The sequence below is a fragment of the Pseudothioglobus sp. nBUS_23 genome (genome assembly GCF_051201565.1).
Lineage (GTDB): Bacteria > Pseudomonadota > Gammaproteobacteria > PS1 > Pseudothioglobaceae > Pseudothioglobus.
On the sequence record NZ_CP179200.1, the window covers coordinates 1,286,639 to 1,306,177 of the forward strand.

Genomic DNA, 19,539 nt, shown 5'->3' on the forward strand with positions numbered 1-19,539 from the left:
AAGTAAATAATTTACATATGAAATCCGATGTCACACTATTCAGGAGAATTGGCTCAATAAGCTATGATTTTTTCCTAGTATTTTCATTTGTTTTCTTTGTTGCTGGTGTTGTAATTCTTGTCAACAATAAAGAACCAATTACAAATAGTTTTTTCTTTTTTTTAGTAACACTTCCTGCAATTTTTTTATATTTTTCAATATCTTGGGTTAAAGGAAGGCAGACCCTTGGAATGCGAGCATGGAAATTTGAAATTGTTCAGAAAAATGGGGCAAATATAACTTTTAAACAATCTTTTGTTCGCTTTTCGTTGGCTATTGTATCTCTAATTGGGCTTGGTTTAATCTTTCAACTCCTTAACAAAAATAGATTGCCCATTCACGACTACTATTCTAGAACATACCTGAGCTCAATTTATAAATAAAATGTCACGCAACCATCTACTACCAATCTAATTTTGAAGCCTAAAGCACAATCTGGTGTTATTACTTTTATCTACAAGAATAAATTTACTCTTGCCTTAATTGTTGTATTGATAGCATTGGTGAAGCAAAATATTTTTGAAAATAATTTTCCTGGTGTTGTTTTTGAAAGAGAGAGATCAATTGATCAAATTAGAGTCAACAATGCCAATTTAGCTTCTGAAAATACCATTCTTGAAAGCAAGATCAAAGGCTACACCGAAGAAGACTTGAATTTAATTGAATCTAAAGCAAGATTTAAGTACGGATTAATTAAAGAGGGAGAGTTTTTTTTCAAGGTTAATAGGACAGTTGAGACAGAAGCATCAACAGAAAATGACGAGGCTACATTATAATTGAGTGAATTGATCAAAATTGCCTGGGTGTAACCTCAAATATGAATAAAGATAAATATTTTCTTGTCGTCCCAGCAAGTGGAATTGGCCAAAGAATGAATTCCACAATTCCAAAGCAATATATTATTTTAGAGAATGGCTTAACCATTCTTGATCAGTGCCTCAATACTATCTTGTCAAATGATCTAATTTCAGGATTTATTGTTGCTCTTGATAAAAAAGATTCACACTTCAAATCTTCCGATTTTGCAAAAGACCCCAAACTGATTTCAATCGCTACTGGTGGCAAAGAAAGATTTCATTCTGTTCTGAATGCATTAAATGCTTTAGATCAAACTGCAAAACCAAACGACTGGGTGTTGGTGCATGATGCAGTAAGACCTTGCATTAGAAAAGAAGATATCAATAATCTTATTGAAGAGGTTGCGGATGATAAGGTTGGTGGTATTCTTGCTAATAGAATAGTTGATACAGTTAAACAAAAAAATAATGGTGGACTGGTTTCAACGATCGATAGACAAAAACTTTACATTGCACAAACACCTCAAATGTTTAGATATGCTATTTTGAAAGATTCAATTGAAAAAGCAATAAAAAGCAATATGCATATAACTGATGAATCTGAAGCGCTTGAAAGTCTAAATTATTCAATTAGAATTGTTGAAGGCTCATCTAGTAATATTAAAATTACAACTCAAGAAGACATCCATCTAGCAAACTATTTTTTGAAGCATCATGAATATTAAAACAGGCATTGGCCAAGACTCTCACCGGTTTGAAAATCAAAAAGGAAAGCCTTTAATGCTAGGTGGTATTAGATTTACGCACCCATTTGGGTTAGAGGGAAATAGCGATGCTGATGTAGTTTTTCACTCAATAACTAATTCAATTTCCAGCATAACTGGTAAAAATATCTTGGGTGATGTCGCAGATCAACTTGCACAAAATGGACATAAAGACAGCAGCGAATATTTGAAACTTGCACTGAGTGATTTGGCTGAATGGAAAATAAATCACATAGCCGTAGCCATTGAGTGCCAAACTCCAAAAATATCTCCCCAAATTAGTGCTATGAAGGAAAATATTGCGCAAATATGTAAAATTAATACCACCGATATTGGAATTACCGCAACCACTGGTGAGAGCCTAACTGCCTTTGGTAAAGGCGAAGGGATTCAAGCCATCACAATAATCACAGTAAGTAAATCATGACTCTAATAGACAACCCTACTCGATCAAAAATTAAAAAAATTCATTTTATAGGTATTGGCGGATCAGGCATGAGTGGTATTGCTGAAGTACTTGTAAACCTGGGTTATGAGATATCAGGATCTGATATTCAATCTAGTGACGCTACTAAAAAACTTGAAAAGCTTGGATGCACCATTAACTATTCACAAAAAGCAGAAAATGTTTTAGGAAAGCAAGCAGTTGTTGTGTCGTCAGCAATCAATAAAAATAATCCAGAGCTTCAGGAGGCGAGGCAGCAAAAATTACTAATAGTACCCAGGGCAGAAATGCTGGGAGAATTGATGCGGTTTCGATTCGGGATTGCAGTCTCCGGAACTCATGGAAAAACAACTACAACAAGCCTTATTGTTCAAATTTTGAGTGAGGCAAAACTTGATCCAACCTATATTATTGGTGGAATTATTAATGCAACTGGAATGAATGCAAAACTAGGCAATAGTGACTACCTCATTGCTGAAGCAGACGAGAGTGACGCCTCATTCCTTCATCTTCAGCCAATGTTGAGTGTCATCACCAACATAGATGAAGACCACATGGCAACTTACAATCACAATTATGAAAAACTGACAGAAGCTTTTATTAACTTCACATCAAATCTTCCATTCTATGGAATTTGCGTTGCATGTACTGATGATCAAGGCGTAAGAGATATTCTTAAAAAAATTCATAGACCCGTTTTAAGTTATGGATTTGGCAATGATGCAGACGTAAAAGCCTTAAATATCTCTCAAGACAAAATGAAAATGACATTCGATGTTAGTTGTCAAAAATATCAAAAGAGTTTTCCAGTTTCTCTCAATTTAATTGGTAGACACAACATACTTAATGCACTTGCAGCAATAAGCGTTTCATTAGAGCTTGATATTAATATCGAAGATATTCAAAAAGCCCTATCCCACTTTAGTGGCGTATCTAGAAGGTTAGATTATCACCAGGAACTAAAAATAAACAATCAAAATATTCCTTTATTTGATGATTATGGACATCATCCAAATGAAATTTCTGAAGTATTCAGCACCCTAAGAAACACTTTTCCAGATAAGAGACTTGTTGTCATTTTTCAGCCCCATCGTTACTCTAGAACTAGGGATCTGTTCAATGAATTTGTAAGCAGTCTCTCTAAAGTTGACGCATTAATCCTTCTTAATATTTATTCTGCAAATGAAGCCCCAATAAATACGATAAGCTCATCAACACTTGCTGATTCAATCAGAAGGAGAAGCTCGATAGATCCTATAGTTGCTAAAGATATTGAGGAAATTATTGAAATCATTCCAAATATTAGTTCAGAAAATGACGTGATTCTTACACTTGGTGCAGGAGATGTAAACAAAATCCCTCACCAGCTCAAAGAGCATTTTTGTTAGAAAGGAGCATGCTTAAAATCAACGAACCAATGTCAAAACACTGCTCCCTTAGATCTGGTGGAGAGACGAGTGAATTTTTTCAGCCCCTCGACATTCTTGAGTTATCAAAGTTTTTACAAAACAACTCAAAACCCATCCTAATGGTCGGTTTAGGAAGTAATCTTTTAGTCCGAGACAAAGGCTTTGATGGCGTCACAATCCATACGAAAAATCTTAAAGAACTCAATATTTCTGATAACTTTATTGAGTCTGGTGCTGGAACTTCACTAGCAAAGTTGTCAAGATTCGCTTTAGCTAATTTTAAATATGGTGCTGAATTTCTAAGTGCAATTCCTGGATCAGTTGGAGGAGCGCTTGCAATGAATGCAGGTGCATTTGGCTCTGAAATTTGGCAATATGTCGTGTCGGTTAAAACGATGAGTTACTCAGGAGAAATTAAGGATAGAAAACCTAGTGATTTTGAGATTGCTTATCGCTCCACCATCCATAAAAATAGCAATGAGTTTTTTGTTAGTGCTGTTTTTAATTTCAACTTAAAGGAGCAGAATGATGATGTAAGTGAATTACTCAAAAAGAGAAACTCTACCCAACCTATTGGACTTCCAAGTTGTGGAAGTGTATTCAAGAATCCAAAAAATCATTTTGCTGCAAAACTTATAGAGTCTAGTGGACTCAAGGGTTATTGCATTGGAGGCGCTTGCGTTTCAGATAAGCATGCTAACTATATTATTAATCAGGATAATGCGACGGCCCAGGATATTGAAAATTTAATTGCTCACATTCAAGATGTAATTAAGCAGCAATTCGACATAGAACTTGAAACGGAAATAATAATTATATGATTGCTGTTTTAATGGGTGGCTATTCTGCTGAACGCGAAATATCTCTTTTGAGTGGAGAAGCAGTTTATCAGGCTCTTTGTGAAAGCAGAATTGATTGCTTCTCATTTGATCTGAACGTTCAGAATCTTCAAGAACTTTGGAAGATCGACTTCAATAAGGCATTTATTGTTCTTCATGGACGTGGTGGTGAGGATGGCTTTATACAATCTGAGTTGACTAAAAAAAATATTCCATTCACGGGATCAGATGCAAAATCCTCAAGTTTGTGCATGGATAAAGCTCTAACAAAAGACCTATGGAAAAACAATAACCTGCCATTATCTGATTCAATAGTTGCATCCAAAGGAAAACCACTTGACACTATTTCTTTTCCTTTACCATGGGCAGTCAAACCTACTCTGGAGGGCTCAAGCATTGGGATTACTAAAGTGGCAAATGAATCGGAACTAGATTCTGCACTAAAAGAAGCATTTCAATATGGTAATCAAGCCTTAATAGAGCAGTGGATTGATGGTGATGAATATACTGTTTCAATCTTGAACAATCATGCCCTTCCAAGTATCAAGATAACATCGGATCATGAGATTTATGATTATCATTCAAAATACTTCAGCAACAAAACTGAATACCTTTGTCCTTCAGATTTAAATAGCGAGCAAGAACTTAACCTTCAAAATATAGCTCTAGAAGCATTCAATTTAACTGGAGCTTCTGGCTGGGGGCGAGTTGACTTTATACTTGACAAGGATAGAAATCCTTTTCTTTTGGAGATTAACACTGTTCCTGGAATGACCTCTCACTCTCTTGTACCGATGGCAGCCAAAGCCTCAAATATAAGCTTTAACGAATTAGTTATCAAAATACTTAATGGCTAAGGAAAGAAAAAATCAAGTCAAAAAACAAAAAACTCCCGTAACTAGTGTTGTTAGAAAACTAGCTAGAAAACTAGCTTATTTGGTCTTAGCTCTTGCTTTAATTTTTGTGATTTATTTAGTTGATCGCTCAAAACTCCTAGATCCAAAAATTTCCTGGGAGATTGATGGTGTTTTAGTTACCGACGCCCAACGATATGAAGATTTAATTAAACCACTAATTGATAATAAATACCGAATAAATCTTAATCAAATAAAAATCAAGCTAAGAGAGAGTCAACGAGTCTCCAATGCAGAAGCTGAGAGGATTTTTTGGAATCAAATTAAGGTATCGATCCAAGAGCATGATATTGCTATGCGGTGGGGCTCTGATGGCTATATCTCATCTAAAGGAGTTCTATTTAAGCCAGACTTCACAATCAGATCAGAAGCGCCTCTAGGGCTTTTTTCAGAGTCAAATGCAACTGACGCTTTCTTTGACTTTAGACAATATCAAGCAATTTTAGACCCAGTTAAAATTTCTATCCTTGAAAGAACATCGATCGACGAATTAACTCTTGAAAACAATATAAAAGTTATTTTAGGACACCAAAGACAAAATGAACGCTTAGAGATATTTGTTAAATCTTTTGAGAAACTAAAAAAATATAAAAAAATTAGAACAAGAGGTATTTTTGATATGCGATACCCTAACGGCTTTGCGCTGAGTTATTCGCCAGAATAACCCTATAGCAAAGTGCAAAACTAATTGCCATCCAGTAAACAATCAAGCCCATAACAACCCAGAAGATCACTTGGCCAACGCCCAACAGAATTATCAGGCCAAGCAGTATAGCTGGAACTCCTAATTTAATTATTAAAACACCAAATTGAACACTAAGGGAGAGTTTGATTTTTGTGAAGGAAGCATCATTTGCTAAACCAACTAGGTTAAGGGACATCGGAATAAGTAAAAAATAAATAATAGGGACCAAGAAAGGTGAAATAAAAATTGGAAACTGAGTAGCTAATGACAAAAATAAAAACAATAGAAAAAAACGACCCAACCTTAGATTTGGAAAAACGACGCCAAGTCTTGCAACTGCCTGATCACCTTTAACAACCAATCGATAGATATTGATAATGAGTGCCATGTATGCATAGTCAAACATTATCAAATATAGTTCATAGAACCTCGGATACTCTTGGACTTCACCCACTCCAAATAATTGAGCTTGGAGAGTCACCATTAATTCGGGCAATATAGTTATGAAAGGTATAGCAGCAAGAAGAGGAAATATACTCACTTCTAGTATCTTTTGCCAATTGGAATAAGAGAAAGCTAAGGTTGCAAGAATTGTTTGTTTAATTGGAATATTGTTCATGATAAATTTGAATTTACGACATTAATTGTAATGGTTAACTTATCTCCTGGTTGCAGAATATCTTTCTCATTTAGGTCATTCCAATCTCTAATCTGAGAGACTTTAACTTTATATCTTTGTGCAATTAAAGAAAGGTTATCTCCGCTTTTAACTGTGTAGACTATTTTTCTATTTATATCAATTCCAGTATTTGTTATTTTAGCTAACTCTGTCTTCTCTTTATCATCAATCAAAATAACTAATTCTTTACCAATCTGTAGAGGTGCTTTTGGAGCTATCTTATTCCACCTAACAAGTTCATTAATAGTCACACTGAAATCATTTGAAATCTTCCATAGACTATCGCCAGAGACAACTTTATAGATTAATTTTTCTGAATTTTTGGTTGCATTTAATCTACTTTTCTCTCTTTGTGTTTCAGACAATGAGTAATAGCCTTCTTTCTCTCTAGCCAAGGGCACAATCAGATAGCTGTTGGCTCTAATTAAGTTGCCCTTAATGTCATTTACACTCTGAATTTGGTTAATTGTAGTATTAAAGTTTTGAGCTATGACACTTAAGCTGTCACCCTCTTTCACCTTATAGCGAGTCCAACTCACCTTAGGTCTATTTTTTTGGTTAGATAAAGTCTCAATGAAGTCATCTACCACATCAACAGGCAACAAAATTGTGTAAGGCAGGGTCTCAGGCGTTGCCCATCTTTTAAGGCCAGGGTTAAATGAGTATATCTCATCAATACTTAAGTTTGTCCACTGAGCAATCAGGGCTAAATCGAACTGGGATTCTAACTTAACTGGTTCTAAGTATGGTTTATTTTCAATCATGGTAAGTTTCTGATTGAAGCGATCAGGATCTTTTAAAACCCTTGCTACTGCTAAAAGCTTTGGAACATATTTTTCTGTTTCTTTGGGCAGATCTAGGCTCCAATAATCGATCTTTTTACCTTGCTTAATGTTATTATCAATGGCTCTTTGAACCCTTCCTGGTCCAGCGTTATAGGCTGCAATTGATAGAAGCCAATCTCCATCAAACATTTGATTTAAATCTTTTAAATATTGCACTGCTGCCTTTGTAGAGGCAAGAACATCTCTCCTATCTTCGTGCCACCAGTCTTCATCAAGCCCATACATTCTTCCAGTTGATGGAATAAATTGCCAAATGCCAGTTGCCGTTCCATGGGAATATGAAAATGGATAGTAATCAGACTCGACGATTGGTAGCAATGCTATTTCAATCGGCATCTCTTCTTTCTCAACCTCTGAAACAACGAGATACAGAAAGGGCTCGGCTCTTTTTGAGATACTGGCCAAGTAATCTGGTCGCTCAATAATCCAATCGACATGACTCTGAATTCTTGGATTTTCGTCCACATTAATTGCTTGATTCTCAGCAATGATTTTCCATAGATCATGATTATCAGAATAACCAGCACTTTCAATAGTATCTGACTCGAAGATTGATAATTTATTACTATCAACTATGCCCTTGCAACCAGACAGAACTAAAACTACGATTAAAAGTAGTGATCTTACAATCACTTTTAGGGCTTGCTAGCGCATTCAGGAGAATCAGGCGCCGCCTTTCTCTTCTCCCATTCTTTCGGAGTATAGGTGTGCATTGCTAGTGCATGAATCTGTTTAAGCTCTTCAGAGAAGAGCTTATTAATAAAACGGTGTCTATCAATCAGCTTCATCTCATCAAAGTCTGAGCTAACTACAACAATCTTGAAATGAGACTCAGTTGCAGGCCCTGAATGCTGGCTTGATTCGTTCACCACTTCAAGGTACTCAGGCTCCAGTGCAAGCTGAAGCTGATCTTCTATGTGGCTTAGCATACTAATCATTATCTGTGCTCACATTGGCATACTCAAATGAGTCAGAAAAGAAATTCTCTTTCTCTAATTTATTTTCTATACAGCTTTTAGCAGCAGCCTTGACCATAACAGGAGGGCCACAGGCGTATACTTCAAAATCAATTAAATTTTCAAAATCACTCATGACTGTCTCGTGCACAAAGCCAGATTTTCCATTCCATGAACTATCAGGCTCTGATAAAACTGGAACAAAGTTAATATTAGCATGTTTTTCACTCCACTCATGAGGCAGATTTAAATAAAAGTCTTGCTCGGTTCGAACACCCCAGTATAAGTAAACAGTCCTAGTTGAATTCATCAAAATTAAATGCTCAATAATTGCCTTAATGGGACCAAATCCAGTCCCTCCTGCTATAAATATGATTGGGCAATCACTATCATCTCTGAGAAAGAAACTACCCTTAGGTCCCTCAATCCTTAAGATTGTTTTCTCAGTCAAAGCATTGAATACAAAGTTTGTGAACTGCCCTCCTTCAACCAAACGCACGTGAAGCTCAAGTAAATTTGAATTGACTGGAGCATTAGCAATTGAAAAAGCTCTAGGCTCAAAGTCAGGGTGCTCAATGTCAAGGTATTGACCAGCCAAATATTGAAGAGATTGTGATCCAGGAATCTTCAAAATCAATTGAACTACGTCATGGTTTAAATGATTGACCTCTTCAACACGACAAGGCATACTTCGAATCTGAATATTGGCAAGAGAGTCTAACTCGTCTATTGCAATGTATAAGTCAGTTTTAGCTTTGCATTGACACAATAGAGCAATGTTAGCATCCTGATCTTCATCAGTAATTGCCTCAGGAGTAGGCCCATCATAATCGATTTCACCGTTCAGAATAACAGCTTTACATTGACCACAAAATCCATTTTGGCAGCCATAGGGAAAGTTAAAACCATTGGTTAAGGCACCATCTAAAACTGTCTCATCACTTCCACATTGAAAAGATTTGCCACTAACCTGATTCAAAACCGTATACATCGTTTTAGAGATAAAGAAATAAAGCTGACATTATAATGTAGGTCATACAAATATACGCTTAGTATTGATATGACTATTGGGTCAAAAAAATTTGTTTTATTTTTGATGGGGCCTACTGCCTCTGGGAAGACAGAGTTAGCTATTGAAATAAGCAAAACTATTGATTCAAAGTTAATCAGTGTTGACTCAGCCCTTATCTATAAAGGCATGGATATTGGCACTGCTAAGCCCGATAAAAAAACACTCAAAGAATTTCCACATGAACTCATAGATATTTGTGAGCCTGAGGATAGTTTTTCTGTCAATGACTTCATTGACCTAGCAACTTCACAAATTGAATTAGCTTTCAAAGAAGGCAAGCTTCCTATTTTGGTTGGAGGAACCTCTTTCTATTTTAACGCACTTGAGCATGGTATATCTAACCTACCAGCGTCGACAGATAAATCTCGTAAACATTTCAATGAGCTTCTAAAAAAACAAGGTAGTGAAAAACTACATAAACGACTTAAAGAAATTGATCCAAAATCTGCTGAGCGAATTCACCCTAATGACTCTCAAAGAATAACGAGAGCACTCGAAGTGCATGATCTTTCAGGGGAAATTTTAAGTAGCTTGCAGGGCCAAAAAAATCACAAGAAACTCAATGCTCAAATTAAAAAAATTATTCTAATGCCTAAGAGATCAGAGCTGCATGAAAGAATAGAAGAACGTTTTATTGATATGCTGAAAAATGGCTTTTTAGATGAGGTAGAAACTCTCAGGAATAATAAAAAACTTAATCTTGATTTAGCTTCAATGAGGTGTGTTGGTTATAGGCAAGTTTGGAATTACTTTGATGGGAAATATAACAAAAAAGAGATGATTGAAAAAGCCATAGTTGCTACTAGACAATTATGCAAGCGACAATCCACTTGGCTCAAGAATGAGAAGGAAGGACTATTATTAAGTCATAGTGATATCAAGAGAGCAGTTAACTTCCTTCAATCACATGATGCTTAAATTGATCTCCTCGATCATTAAAATCATCAAACATATCAAAACTTGCGCATGCCGGTGAGAGAACAATAGCACCACCTTTTGCTAATGATTTAGATAGGCTAACAGCCTCGTTCATGGACCTTGCAATTTTTAGGGTTGGGACAGAAAGTTGCTCAGAAAAAACCTTACTAGACTCTCCAATAAGAACAACAGTTTGAACTTTGGCATTTATTAACTCTATGAGTTCTGAATAATTTTCTTGTTTTGCTATTCCCCCTAATATTAAAACTACTTGACTGTATTTTTCAAGGAGTGAATTAACAGCAGTTATAGTTGAAACAGCGTTTGTTGATTTAGAATCATTGTAAAAATCAACTTGGTTAATCGAAGTTATAAATTCTAATCGATGAGGCAAACCTTTAAAATTTTTAGCTACTTTTATCATTTCATCTATTGGTAATCCAAATTGATAACCCAAGGTTAGTGCAGCCAATAAATTTTCAATATTATGCTTTCCAACAACTAATAATTCATTACTACTAACTAAGCACTTGTCTTTATAGAAAACTTCATAGGAGCTACCCGCCTTCCTTGCCAAAAAACTACAATTTGAATTATTTTTTTCAATTGCAAAATAACTATCCCCTGCCATGTCACTTTGTAAAGGCTCATCAAGGTTGATAATTACGTTTTCACAATAAGGGTAAATTGATAGCTTTGAAGCAATATAGGCCTCATAGTTAGGATATCTATCAAGGTGATCTGGTGAAATATTAGTAATAACTCCAGCGAATAAATCTAGTTCACTTGTGTAATCCAACTGGTAACTTGAAAGTTCAACGATATAAAGATCTGCAGTATCACTGATGCTTTCCATAACAGGACTTCCAATATTGCCGCAAATAACAGCATTTAACCTACTTGCTATAGCCATCTCACCCAAGAGTTGAGTGACTGTAGATTTTCCATTTGAACCTGTAATTCCGATAATAGGCGCATTCGAATGACGCCCAAATAATTCAATGTCACTTAAAAGTTTTATTTTTTTTTCTCTAATCCATTGAACAATATTTTCTGACTGAGCTATTCCAGGACTTATAATAACTTCATCAATGTCCTCCAAAATTGACTTACTCCATTCACCCATATAACAATTATCAAGTAAATGTTCTTTTTGGAAAGTTTTTAAGAGCGAAGGCTCTTTTCTAGAATCAGCAATTCGAAAAATCTCATTATTATTGGTAAAAAATCGAGCAACTGACAGTCCCGTAATGCCCATTCCTAAAATAAGTTTCATGAAAACCTTGTGTTTTCGACCAAAATTGACTATATTTTACACTTTTACTTTTACAATTTTATTATGCCAACAAACGTTCAAACAACTTCAAGTTCGATTGCGATTAATCGAACACTAAGAAATACATATCAACTTCTATCCGCAACGCTTCTTTTTAGTGGCTTAATGGCATACCTTTCTATGTATCTGAATTTGCCATATTTTGGGCTTTTAATAACACTTGGAGGTTACTTCGGGTTATTATTTCTAGTCACAAAACTTAGGAATTCTGCCTCTGGAATACTAGCAGTGTTTGCACTCACTGGCTTCATGGGCTTGACACTTGGTCCAATTATTGGCGCTTATACAACGGCCTTTTCTAATGGATCGGAGCTTGTCGCAATGGCTATGACAGGGACTGCAGCAATATTTTTATCGCTTTCCTTCTATGCCATTGTTTCACAAAAAGACTTTAGCTTTTTAGCTGGCTTTCTGACTGCGGGAATTATCGTGGCATTTCTAGCAGGAATTGCTGCTTATTTTTTCCAGATCCCAGTGCTCTCTTTAACAGTTTCTGCTGCTTTCATTTTATTGATGAGCGGCTTGATTCTATATGAAACAAGTAATATTATTCATGGCGGGGAAACCAACTACATCATGGCGACTGTCACGTTATATATTTCAATCTATAATCTGTTTTTGAGCTTACTTCAGTTGCTGGGTGTTTTCTCTGGCAATGACTAGTGATTGACAGCGATGGATATCGCGCTAATATTGGTATTGTAATTACTAATGACAAAAAACAGATACTATTAGCAAAGCGATTCAAGCAAAGCGGGTGGCAACTTCCTCAGGGCGGAATTGATGAAGATGAAACTGAGTTAGATGCTCTTTATCGAGAGCTTCAGGAGGAGGTTGGCCTTGATTCTTCTCATGTCACTCTGATTGCCAAAACTCCTAAGTGGCTCAGATATGAACTTCCAGATGAGCACGTCAGAAGAACTCAAAAACCTATGTGTATCGGTCAAAAACAAGTCTGGTATTTGCTTAAACTTGACTCAAGTGATGATGAAATCTCTCTCGATTTACATGATGATGTTGAGTTTGATGACTGGAAATGGGTAGATTATTGGAAGCCTGTTGATGAGGTAATTAATTTTAAAAGGGATGTCTATGAAGATATGCTCAAGGCCTTAGCTCCAATTCTTTTTGAAAATGAGCACAGTATTCCTTCAAAATTTTCAAGGCCCCTTCAATTTACTGCTATTAAGCTATGACAAACTCTAGACAAAAAAACCAATCCTTTACTGAAGAAACAAGTCCGAGCCAACCACGTTTAAAGGTAATTAAACTTTCAAAAGGTATCACTGAAAATTTCAAAAATGCTATAAAGAAATTTAATGTCCAGTCGATTGAATATAAACCCTTTCTTCGCTTTCATATTGCCAATACTCTCAATGAGCTAGCTCACAATAAATTAGGCTCCCTCCTTCTTGATAATCTTCATAATCGATCAACTGGAGCGATATTATTAGAATGTGAGGGGACTAGCGATGAGGACACTAAAAGTGAGGATTTCATAGACTTTAATATTCTTCTCTCAACTGCAGTTTCGCATTTAATTGGAATGCCAAATCTTGACTCCATGTCTGGAAAGTTTTATGCTAGATTTAGCGTCAAAAATGACGATAACAGTGATAGCTATCTTCGTCAAGCTCATAGGAGAATGGAGCTTCATAATGATGGGACTTATGTGCAGGAAAAAACTGACTGGGTGCTCATGCAAAAAATCATAGAATCAAATGTTGAGGGTGGAGAGTCGCTATTACTTCACCTTGATGATTGGACTGACTTGCAAAAGTTTTATGAACACCCATTGGCCAAAGAAAACCTACAGTGGGGCTCACCATCAAGTAAAAATGTTGATTATAAGACCACTCATCCTATTTTCTTAGATGAAGATGAGGATGGAAAGCCAATGATGTCCTATATTGATCAATTTGTTGAGCCGAAGAATATGGAACAGGGTCTTTACCTCTTCGAGCTAGGAGAGTCTCTCGAGAATGAAAGTGCCACCTACAGCGTCAAACTAAATGAGGGCAGCATGCTTATAATTAATAATTACTTTTGGCTTCATGGAAGGGATAAATTTACTGCAAATAAAAATCTTCATCGTGAACTACTTCGTCAAAGAGGTGTTTTTAATTAACCTTAATCAACAGACTATATAATCGTTTAGTATTTCTTTTCATATTATCGATATGTCTAAAGGTGAATTCTTTGACTATGTTGTTTTGGGTGGGGGTATTGTTGGCGTTTCTACAGCGCTTTCAGTGAAAACCAAGCACCCTGAAAAAAGAGTGTTACTACTAGAAAAAGAGAGGTCTTTTGCACAACATCAAACTGGCCATAATAGTGGTGTGATTCATGCAGGTGTTTATTATGAGCCCGGCAGTTTGAAAGCAGATTTTTGCAGAGAAGGGCTTAAAGAAACAATTTCATTTTGTAATACCCATGGTATTCCCTTTGAGCAATGTGGCAAATTACTTGTAGCCACAAATGCTCTTGAGCTAGAAAGAATGAACAAACTATTTGAAAGATGCAAGGCTAATCAAATAGAGGCTGAGATATTAGATCAAGAAGAGCTCCATAAAATCGAGCCTAATATTGCTGGAATTGGAGCGATTCTGGTCAAATCAACTGGAATTGTTGACTACAAATTAATCACAAAAAAAATGATAGGAGAGTTCGAATCAATTGGTGGAGAATTTTTACTAAACACCAAGGTTGTTAATTTAGAAGAGAATCAAGATCAAATCAAGATAATCACTTCAAATGAGCAAATCTGCTCAAAGTATCTCATTTGCTGCGCTGGACTTATGGCCGACAGAGTTGCAAAGTTACTTGACATCAAAATTAACTTTCAAATCATCCCTTTTCGAGGCGAATACTACAGACTCAAAAAACACCACAATAGCCTTGTTAAGCATTTGATCTATCCAATCCCTGATCCCAATCTACCTTTCTTGGGTGTGCATTTAACTAGAATGATTGATGGGAGCATTACAGTTGGTCCAAATGCAGTTCTAGGATTTAAGCGCGAGGGTTATAAAAAATTTAATTTCAGTATAAAGGATACTCTTGGGCTCTTATCCTTTAGAGGGTTCCACAATGTGCTAAAAAAGAACTTTCGATCTGGCGTATATGAAATGAAAAATTCATTATTTAAACGGGGCTATCTAAAAGAAGTACAAAAATATAGCCCTCAAATTAAGCTGAATGATCTGAAGCCTTACCCAGCAGGAATAAGGGCTCAAGCAGTATTAGAAGATGGCACACTTGTTCATGACTTTTTATTTGCAGAAAGCAGGCGATCTATTCATGTCTGCAATGCGCCATCTCCAGCTGCCACATCAGCCATTCCAATTGGAAAATACATTACTGAAAAAGCAACAAAAGCTTATAACAATTTAACCTAAAAAAAACTGCCTAATTGTCTCAGCAAACTGTTTAGACTGAACAGAATCAGGGGAAGAATTTAGTTTTACGAGTGCTGGGTCAACAAACTCCTTGGGAATGGTTACTTCCCTTCTCGCACTTAATAGTGCCTTAATAAAGTCAACCAAAAATTCTGGATGTGCTTGCATTGTTAAAACTTTATCATTGATATAAAAGCCAGCATTTTCACAAAACTCTGAAGACGCATAAATCGTTGCGCCCTCTGGAACCTGAAGCACTTGGTCTTGGTGACAGATATTTAGAGTTACTTCCTCTGTCAAATTACCCATATAATCTGTTTTATTATTGATTTCATAGGTGTGCAGTCCCAAGCCCCAGCCCTTGATTGATTTTTCTACATGACCGCCAAGAGCCTGAGCAATAAGTTGATGTCCAAAGCAGACTCCAAATATTGGAATCTTTGAACGATAAATATCATTAATCAAATCACTGACCTTTGGAATCCAAGAATGTTCCTCATAGACACCATGGGGAGAGCCAGTAACTATCCAGCCATCGCACTCTAGGTGATTCTTAGGAAACACTGAATCAAGAATATTAAAGGTTTTGAATTTAAAATCGTGTTTTTCAGAGCTAATAAGAGCAATGAGCATTTCAGCATAGGTACCATATTTTTCGACTAAATCATCAGACGCTCTACCTACTAAAAGTATTCCTATTTTCATTATATTTATTGATTTAGTTTAGTTCTCTTGGTTTCTTTTTTGTTTTGCTCTAATGACTAGATAGTCATGAGCAATCGTTGCAGCTACAATTGCTGTTATATCGGCATGATCATAGGCAGGTGCAACTTCAACAACATCTGCACCTATAAAGTTAATACTTTCCAAACCTCTAATAATTCCCAAAGCTTGCGCTGAGGTTAGCCCTCCTGCGACAGGAGTTCCAGTACCAGGAGCATAGGCTGGATCAAGACCATCTATATCAAAGGTAAGGTAAGCAGGTCGATCCTTAACAGTTTCAATGATTTTAGCAATAACTTCCTTAACTCCATTTTCATGAACCCATGGAGCGTCTAGAATTTTTACACCCTTGGTATTACTGTTATGAGTTCTAATTCCAATCTGTATAGAGTGCTCAGTATCAATTAAGTTCTCATTAATGGCTCTTGAAAACATAGTTCCATGATCAAGCCTTCCATCTTCGTCAGGCCATGTATCGGTATGTGCATCAAAATGAACTAAAGCTATAGGACCATATTTCTCAGCATGAGCTCTTAAAAGTGGATAGGTTACAAAATGATCACCTCCAAAAGTGAGCATCTCAACTCCAGCATCAAGAATAGTTTTTGCATGATTTTCTATCTCAGAAACAATATTGCCATGAAAACCATAATCTAATTCGCAATCACCATAATCTGAAACTGCTAACGTCTTAAAAGGATCTATCCCATCAGGAAAAGCTAGTAACTCAGCGAGCTGGACTGATGCCTCTCTAATAGCTTTGGGGCCAAATCTTGCCCCTGGCCTGAAACTAGTTGCAGCGTCATAAGGTATTCCACTGACAGCAATATCCACACCCTTAAGGTCTTTTGTGTATTTGCGCCTAAGAAAACTCAAAGCGCCGCCATAAGTCATCTCATTAGCTCTTCCATAAAGACTTTTTTTAGTAAAAGCCTGGTCCGTTTTCATGTCTTCAAAGTCGTCAATACTCATAAACTTCTCTCTTTATATTCTGTCTAGTAATGAATAATAAAGCATACCAATTTTCATACTTGGGTTTCTTAAAAATCTTCCCCCAGGGAAACTTTGTCTAGGAACTTTAGACATAATATCAAAAGTCTCTCCATTTCCAGTTATTTTCTCTGAAACTATTTTTCCAGAATAACTTGCTAAGGCGACACCTTGGCCTGAGTAACCTTGGGCTGATATGACTTTGTCGTTATAAAGCGTTGTGAAGAATGGAAGGCGGTTCATTGTTATTGCAAGCTTTCCTCCCCAAGCAAAATCGATTTTGATGTCTTTGAGAAATGGGTAAATTTTCTCTAAAGGCTTAGTTACAATTGGTACGATATTTTTGGATAAATTTTTTGAATAGTTTTCTCCCCCTCCAAAAAGTAGGCGTTTATCAGCACTTAGACGAAAATAATTAATGACAAATCTTGAGTCAGCAAAGGCTATATCTCTTGGATTGATCTTTTGGACTGTTTCGTCATCGAGAGGCTTGGTTGCTATGATATAGTTATTCATTGGTAAGATTTTTGATGTCAATCTCTTCTCTAAATTATCAAGATAACCATTACAGGCTAGAATAACTCGATCAGCCTTGATAGTGCCATTCTGAGTCTGAACTTTGACATAGCTATCATGAACCTTATAATCTATTGCAGAAGTATTTTCAAAGACTTTTGCACCTGCTGCTATGGCAGCCTTTGCAATGCCTAGAGCATAATTGAGTGGATGGCAGTGGGCCTCACCCTCATCAAAACTACCCCCGTAATAGTTATCAGAACCCGTTACTTCTCTCATTTCACTGTCACTCAGATAGACCATATCTTTGTAATCATATTTATTAATCATATGATCAACATAGCGCTTTGACTCTTCACAATATCTCTGCTTATGGTTTGGGTGAGCGATTCCCTTCTTGTAGTCACACTGAATTTTGTATTTATCAATCAAGTCTTTGGCATGGTATTTTGCCTCTTCTCCAATACACCACAAAGCCTTGGCTTTTTGAAATCCCAAAGCTTTTTCTAAATAGAATTGATCCCTCCTCATTCCACCAGACACCTGACCTCCATTAGCTCCTGAAGCTCCAGATGCTATTTTGTTGGACTCAATAAGAACAACATTGACGCCCTCATTCGCTAAGTAAAGCGCAGATGATAAACCTGTATAACCGCCGCCTATGATGCAAACGTCTACATCATGTTCTCCATTGAGAACTGGCTGGTCTAAATCAAAATTTCTTGTTGCCTGGTAATATGATTGCACTCTAAAAAAATTATTTGATTGACTTGGCTGTCAAATCAAGACACTTCCACACCTTTTCAAGAATTTCATCAATATGATCATTATTACAAATTAACGGCGGCGCTATAACCATCTTATTTTTGATAGCTCTCATGACTATTCCGTTCTCATAACATAAATCCCGACAAATCCCAACAACCTCACCACTATTTTCAAATCGTTTACAACTCTCTTTATCTTCAACTATTTCAATAGCTGCAAGCATACCAAGCTGTCTTGCCTCACCTACCAAAGGATGATTCTCTAACTCCTTCCACTTGCTTGCCAAGTAAGGGGCAGTATTATTTTTAACTTGGTCGAGTATATTTGTGTTTTCCATTAGTTCAAGATTAGCAACAGCTGCAGCCATGCACGCAGGGTGTCCAGAATAAGTATAACCATGAGCAAACTCTTGATTGGCAGCAACCAATACATCAACAATATCATCTCTTACAATTACTCCGCCAACTGGCAAGTATCCAGAGGTTACGCCTTTGGCAAAAGGCATTAAATCCGGCTTAAAGTTGAAGTGTCCTGAGCCAAACCATTCTCCAGTTCTTCCAAAGCCACAGATCACTTCATCCGCCACTAGAAGAATGTTTCTCTCTTTACAAATCTTACTAATAGCAGGCCAATAGGTTTTTGGAGGGATAATAACACCTCCCGCACCCTGAATTGGTTCTGCAATAAATGCAGCAACGCGATCTTCGCCAAGTTCATCAATTTTATTAGCTAAACTCTGCGCCATTTTTAGCCCAAATTCGTCGGCATCAATCATTCCACCGGCCTCAACACATGCATCGTAATAATAAGGTTGATCTATATGCTCAATATCAGCTATTGGCAGACCACCCTGCGCATGCATAGCGCTCATTCCTCCCAGACTAGCTCCGGCCATGGTTGAACCATGATAAGCATTTGTTCTACTAATGATTACAGACTTAGATTTATTCCCACGAGCTGCCCAATAGTGTCTTGCAAGCCTGACAACTGTATCATTTGCCTCAGAACCCGAGCCACAGAAATAAATCTTGTTCATTCCCTTAGGAGTTTTGTCAGCAATCATCTCGGATAACCTAATGGCTGATGGATGACTAGAGCCAAAAAAGTTGTTGTAGTAGACAAGCTCTTTCATTTGTTCATTCACTGCCTCAATGATTGATTGCTGCCCATAGCCCATATTAACGCACCATAATCCAGACATACTATCTAATATTTTTTTACCATCATTATCATAAATATAAACTCCATCTGCACGACTAATAATATGAGTTGACTCAGGATTTTTGATGTAACTTAAATCACTAAATGATTGAATTAAATGCTTTGCATTTTTTTGTTGAAGGGCTGAAGTACTTGCTGACATATTCTATCCTTAAATAAGTTGAAATCACTAAAAAACCATCAATACTTTTTCATTCTTTTCTTTTAGATGATATAGTGTAATCT

General features: G+C 36.5%; 22 protein-coding genes. 13 read left to right on the forward strand and 9 right to left on the reverse strand.

Features of this window, described 5'->3' with window-relative positions; all coding sequences use genetic code 11:
* Window positions 1-17: 17 nt before the first annotated feature.
* From ACMAZA_RS06580 to ACMAZA_RS06615, 8 genes are all read left to right on the forward strand, one after another.
* Complete coding sequence (locus ACMAZA_RS06580; protein ID WP_435188062.1) at window positions 18-422, forward strand: RDD family protein; 405 nt, start codon at window positions 18-20, stop codon at window positions 420-422.
* Between the two features lie 120 nt (window positions 423-542).
* Entirely contained in the window at window positions 543-815 is a 273-nt protein-coding gene (locus tag ACMAZA_RS06585; protein WP_435188064.1) for an FtsB family cell division protein, read from the forward strand.
* Window positions 816-856: 41 nt separating this feature from the next.
* Window positions 857-1,561, forward strand: a complete 705-nt coding sequence (gene ispD / locus ACMAZA_RS06590; RefSeq protein WP_435188066.1) for a 2-C-methyl-D-erythritol 4-phosphate cytidylyltransferase — start codon at window positions 857-859, stop codon at window positions 1,559-1,561.
* On the forward strand, window positions 1,551-2,027 hold the full coding sequence (gene ispF / locus ACMAZA_RS06595; RefSeq protein WP_435188068.1) for a 2-C-methyl-D-erythritol 2,4-cyclodiphosphate synthase: 477 nt from the start codon (window positions 1,551-1,553) through the stop codon (window positions 2,025-2,027). Before ispD ends, ispF begins: the two co-directional genes overlap by 11 nt.
* Complete coding sequence (murC, locus tag ACMAZA_RS06600; protein ID WP_435188069.1) at window positions 2,024-3,433, forward strand: UDP-N-acetylmuramate--L-alanine ligase; 1,410 nt, start codon at window positions 2,024-2,026, stop codon at window positions 3,431-3,433. The genes ispF and murC overlap by 4 nt, the downstream gene beginning before the upstream one ends.
* An 8-nt stretch (window positions 3,434-3,441) precedes the next feature.
* Window positions 3,442-4,275: a UDP-N-acetylmuramate dehydrogenase gene (gene murB / locus ACMAZA_RS06605; RefSeq protein WP_435188070.1), complete on the forward strand. Its 834-nt coding sequence runs from the start codon at window positions 3,442-3,444 to the stop codon at window positions 4,273-4,275.
* A complete protein-coding gene (locus tag ACMAZA_RS06610; RefSeq protein WP_435188071.1) occupies window positions 4,272-5,150 on the forward strand; it encodes a D-alanine--D-alanine ligase in 879 nt (292 codons plus the stop codon). Before murB ends, ACMAZA_RS06610 begins: the two co-directional genes overlap by 4 nt.
* A complete protein-coding gene (locus tag ACMAZA_RS06615; RefSeq protein ID WP_435188073.1) occupies window positions 5,143-5,871 on the forward strand; it encodes a cell division protein FtsQ/DivIB in 729 nt (242 codons plus the stop codon). The genes ACMAZA_RS06610 and ACMAZA_RS06615 overlap by 8 nt, the downstream gene beginning before the upstream one ends.
* Here the strand turns inward: ACMAZA_RS06615 and ACMAZA_RS06620 are convergent.
* From ACMAZA_RS06620 to ACMAZA_RS06635, 4 genes are read right to left on the reverse strand one after another with little or no spacing between them, the layout of a single operon-like run.
* Window positions 5,837-6,511 (reverse strand): hypothetical protein, encoded by a 675-nt coding sequence (locus tag ACMAZA_RS06620; protein WP_435188075.1) that lies wholly within the window; start codon window positions 6,509-6,511, stop codon window positions 5,837-5,839. The genes ACMAZA_RS06615 and ACMAZA_RS06620 overlap by 35 nt on opposite strands.
* Window positions 6,508-8,049, reverse strand: coding sequence for a LysM peptidoglycan-binding domain-containing protein (locus ACMAZA_RS06625; protein WP_435188076.1), 1,542 nt, complete (start codon window positions 8,047-8,049; stop codon window positions 6,508-6,510). The genes ACMAZA_RS06620 and ACMAZA_RS06625 overlap by 4 nt, the downstream gene beginning before the upstream one ends.
* A gap of 2 nt (window positions 8,050-8,051) precedes the next feature.
* Entirely contained in the window at window positions 8,052-8,354 is a 303-nt protein-coding gene (locus tag ACMAZA_RS06630; RefSeq protein ID WP_435188077.1) for a BolA family protein, read from the reverse strand.
* Window positions 8,347-9,363: a CDP-6-deoxy-delta-3,4-glucoseen reductase gene (locus tag ACMAZA_RS06635; RefSeq protein WP_435188079.1), complete on the reverse strand. Its 1,017-nt coding sequence runs from the start codon at window positions 9,361-9,363 to the stop codon at window positions 8,347-8,349. The genes ACMAZA_RS06630 and ACMAZA_RS06635 overlap by 8 nt, the downstream gene beginning before the upstream one ends.
* 69 nt (window positions 9,364-9,432) lie before the next feature.
* On the opposite strand from ACMAZA_RS06635, the gene miaA reads away from it, so the two are divergent.
* Complete coding sequence (gene miaA / locus ACMAZA_RS06640; RefSeq protein WP_435188080.1) at window positions 9,433-10,362, forward strand: tRNA (adenosine(37)-N6)-dimethylallyltransferase MiaA; 930 nt, start codon at window positions 9,433-9,435, stop codon at window positions 10,360-10,362.
* On the opposite strand, the gene murD is transcribed toward miaA, so the two are convergent.
* Window positions 10,334-11,638: a UDP-N-acetylmuramoyl-L-alanine--D-glutamate ligase gene (murD, locus tag ACMAZA_RS06645; protein WP_435188082.1), complete on the reverse strand. Its 1,305-nt coding sequence runs from the start codon at window positions 11,636-11,638 to the stop codon at window positions 10,334-10,336. The two genes, miaA and murD, sit on opposite strands and share 29 nt — an antisense overlap.
* A 63-nt stretch (window positions 11,639-11,701) precedes the next feature.
* Between murD and ACMAZA_RS06650 the strand changes: the two genes are divergently transcribed.
* From ACMAZA_RS06650 to lhgO, 4 genes are read left to right on the forward strand one after another with little or no spacing between them, the layout of a single operon-like run.
* A complete protein-coding gene (locus tag ACMAZA_RS06650) occupies window positions 11,702-12,361 on the forward strand; it encodes a Bax inhibitor-1/YccA family protein (protein WP_435188083.1) in 660 nt (219 codons plus the stop codon).
* A complete protein-coding gene (locus ACMAZA_RS06655; RefSeq protein WP_435188085.1) occupies window positions 12,361-12,894 on the forward strand; it encodes an RNA pyrophosphohydrolase in 534 nt (177 codons plus the stop codon). Before ACMAZA_RS06650 ends, ACMAZA_RS06655 begins: the two co-directional genes overlap by 1 nt.
* The gene (gene glaH / locus ACMAZA_RS06660; RefSeq protein ID WP_435188087.1) at window positions 12,891-13,826 is read left to right on the forward strand and encodes a glutarate dioxygenase GlaH; all 936 of its coding nucleotides are present in this window, start codon (window positions 12,891-12,893) and stop codon (window positions 13,824-13,826) included. Before ACMAZA_RS06655 ends, glaH begins: the two co-directional genes overlap by 4 nt.
* Window positions 13,827-13,878: 52 nt before the next feature.
* Window positions 13,879-15,096 carry an L-2-hydroxyglutarate oxidase gene (lhgO, locus tag ACMAZA_RS06665; RefSeq protein WP_435188089.1) on the forward strand — a complete coding sequence of 406 codons (1,218 nt, stop codon included), beginning with the start codon at window positions 13,879-13,881 and terminating at the stop codon, window positions 15,094-15,096.
* Here the strand turns inward: lhgO and ACMAZA_RS06670 are convergent.
* From ACMAZA_RS06670 to ACMAZA_RS06685, 4 genes are read right to left on the reverse strand one after another with little or no spacing between them, the layout of a single operon-like run.
* Window positions 15,088-15,801: a glutamine amidotransferase-related protein gene (locus tag ACMAZA_RS06670; RefSeq protein WP_435188091.1), complete on the reverse strand. Its 714-nt coding sequence runs from the start codon at window positions 15,799-15,801 to the stop codon at window positions 15,088-15,090. The two genes, lhgO and ACMAZA_RS06670, sit on opposite strands and share 9 nt — an antisense overlap.
* Window positions 15,802-15,819: 18 nt before the next feature.
* Window positions 15,820-16,791: an agmatinase gene (gene speB, locus ACMAZA_RS06675; RefSeq protein ID WP_435188092.1), complete on the reverse strand. Its 972-nt coding sequence runs from the start codon at window positions 16,789-16,791 to the stop codon at window positions 15,820-15,822.
* 12 nt (window positions 16,792-16,803) lie between these two features.
* On the reverse strand, window positions 16,804-18,072 hold the full coding sequence (locus tag ACMAZA_RS06680; RefSeq protein ID WP_435188094.1) for an NAD(P)/FAD-dependent oxidoreductase: 1,269 nt from the start codon (window positions 18,070-18,072) through the stop codon (window positions 16,804-16,806).
* 10 nt (window positions 18,073-18,082) lie between these two features.
* Window positions 18,083-19,456, reverse strand: a complete 1,374-nt coding sequence (locus tag ACMAZA_RS06685) for an aminotransferase (protein WP_435188096.1) — start codon at window positions 19,454-19,456, stop codon at window positions 18,083-18,085.
* Window positions 19,457-19,539: the final 83 nt, after the last annotated feature.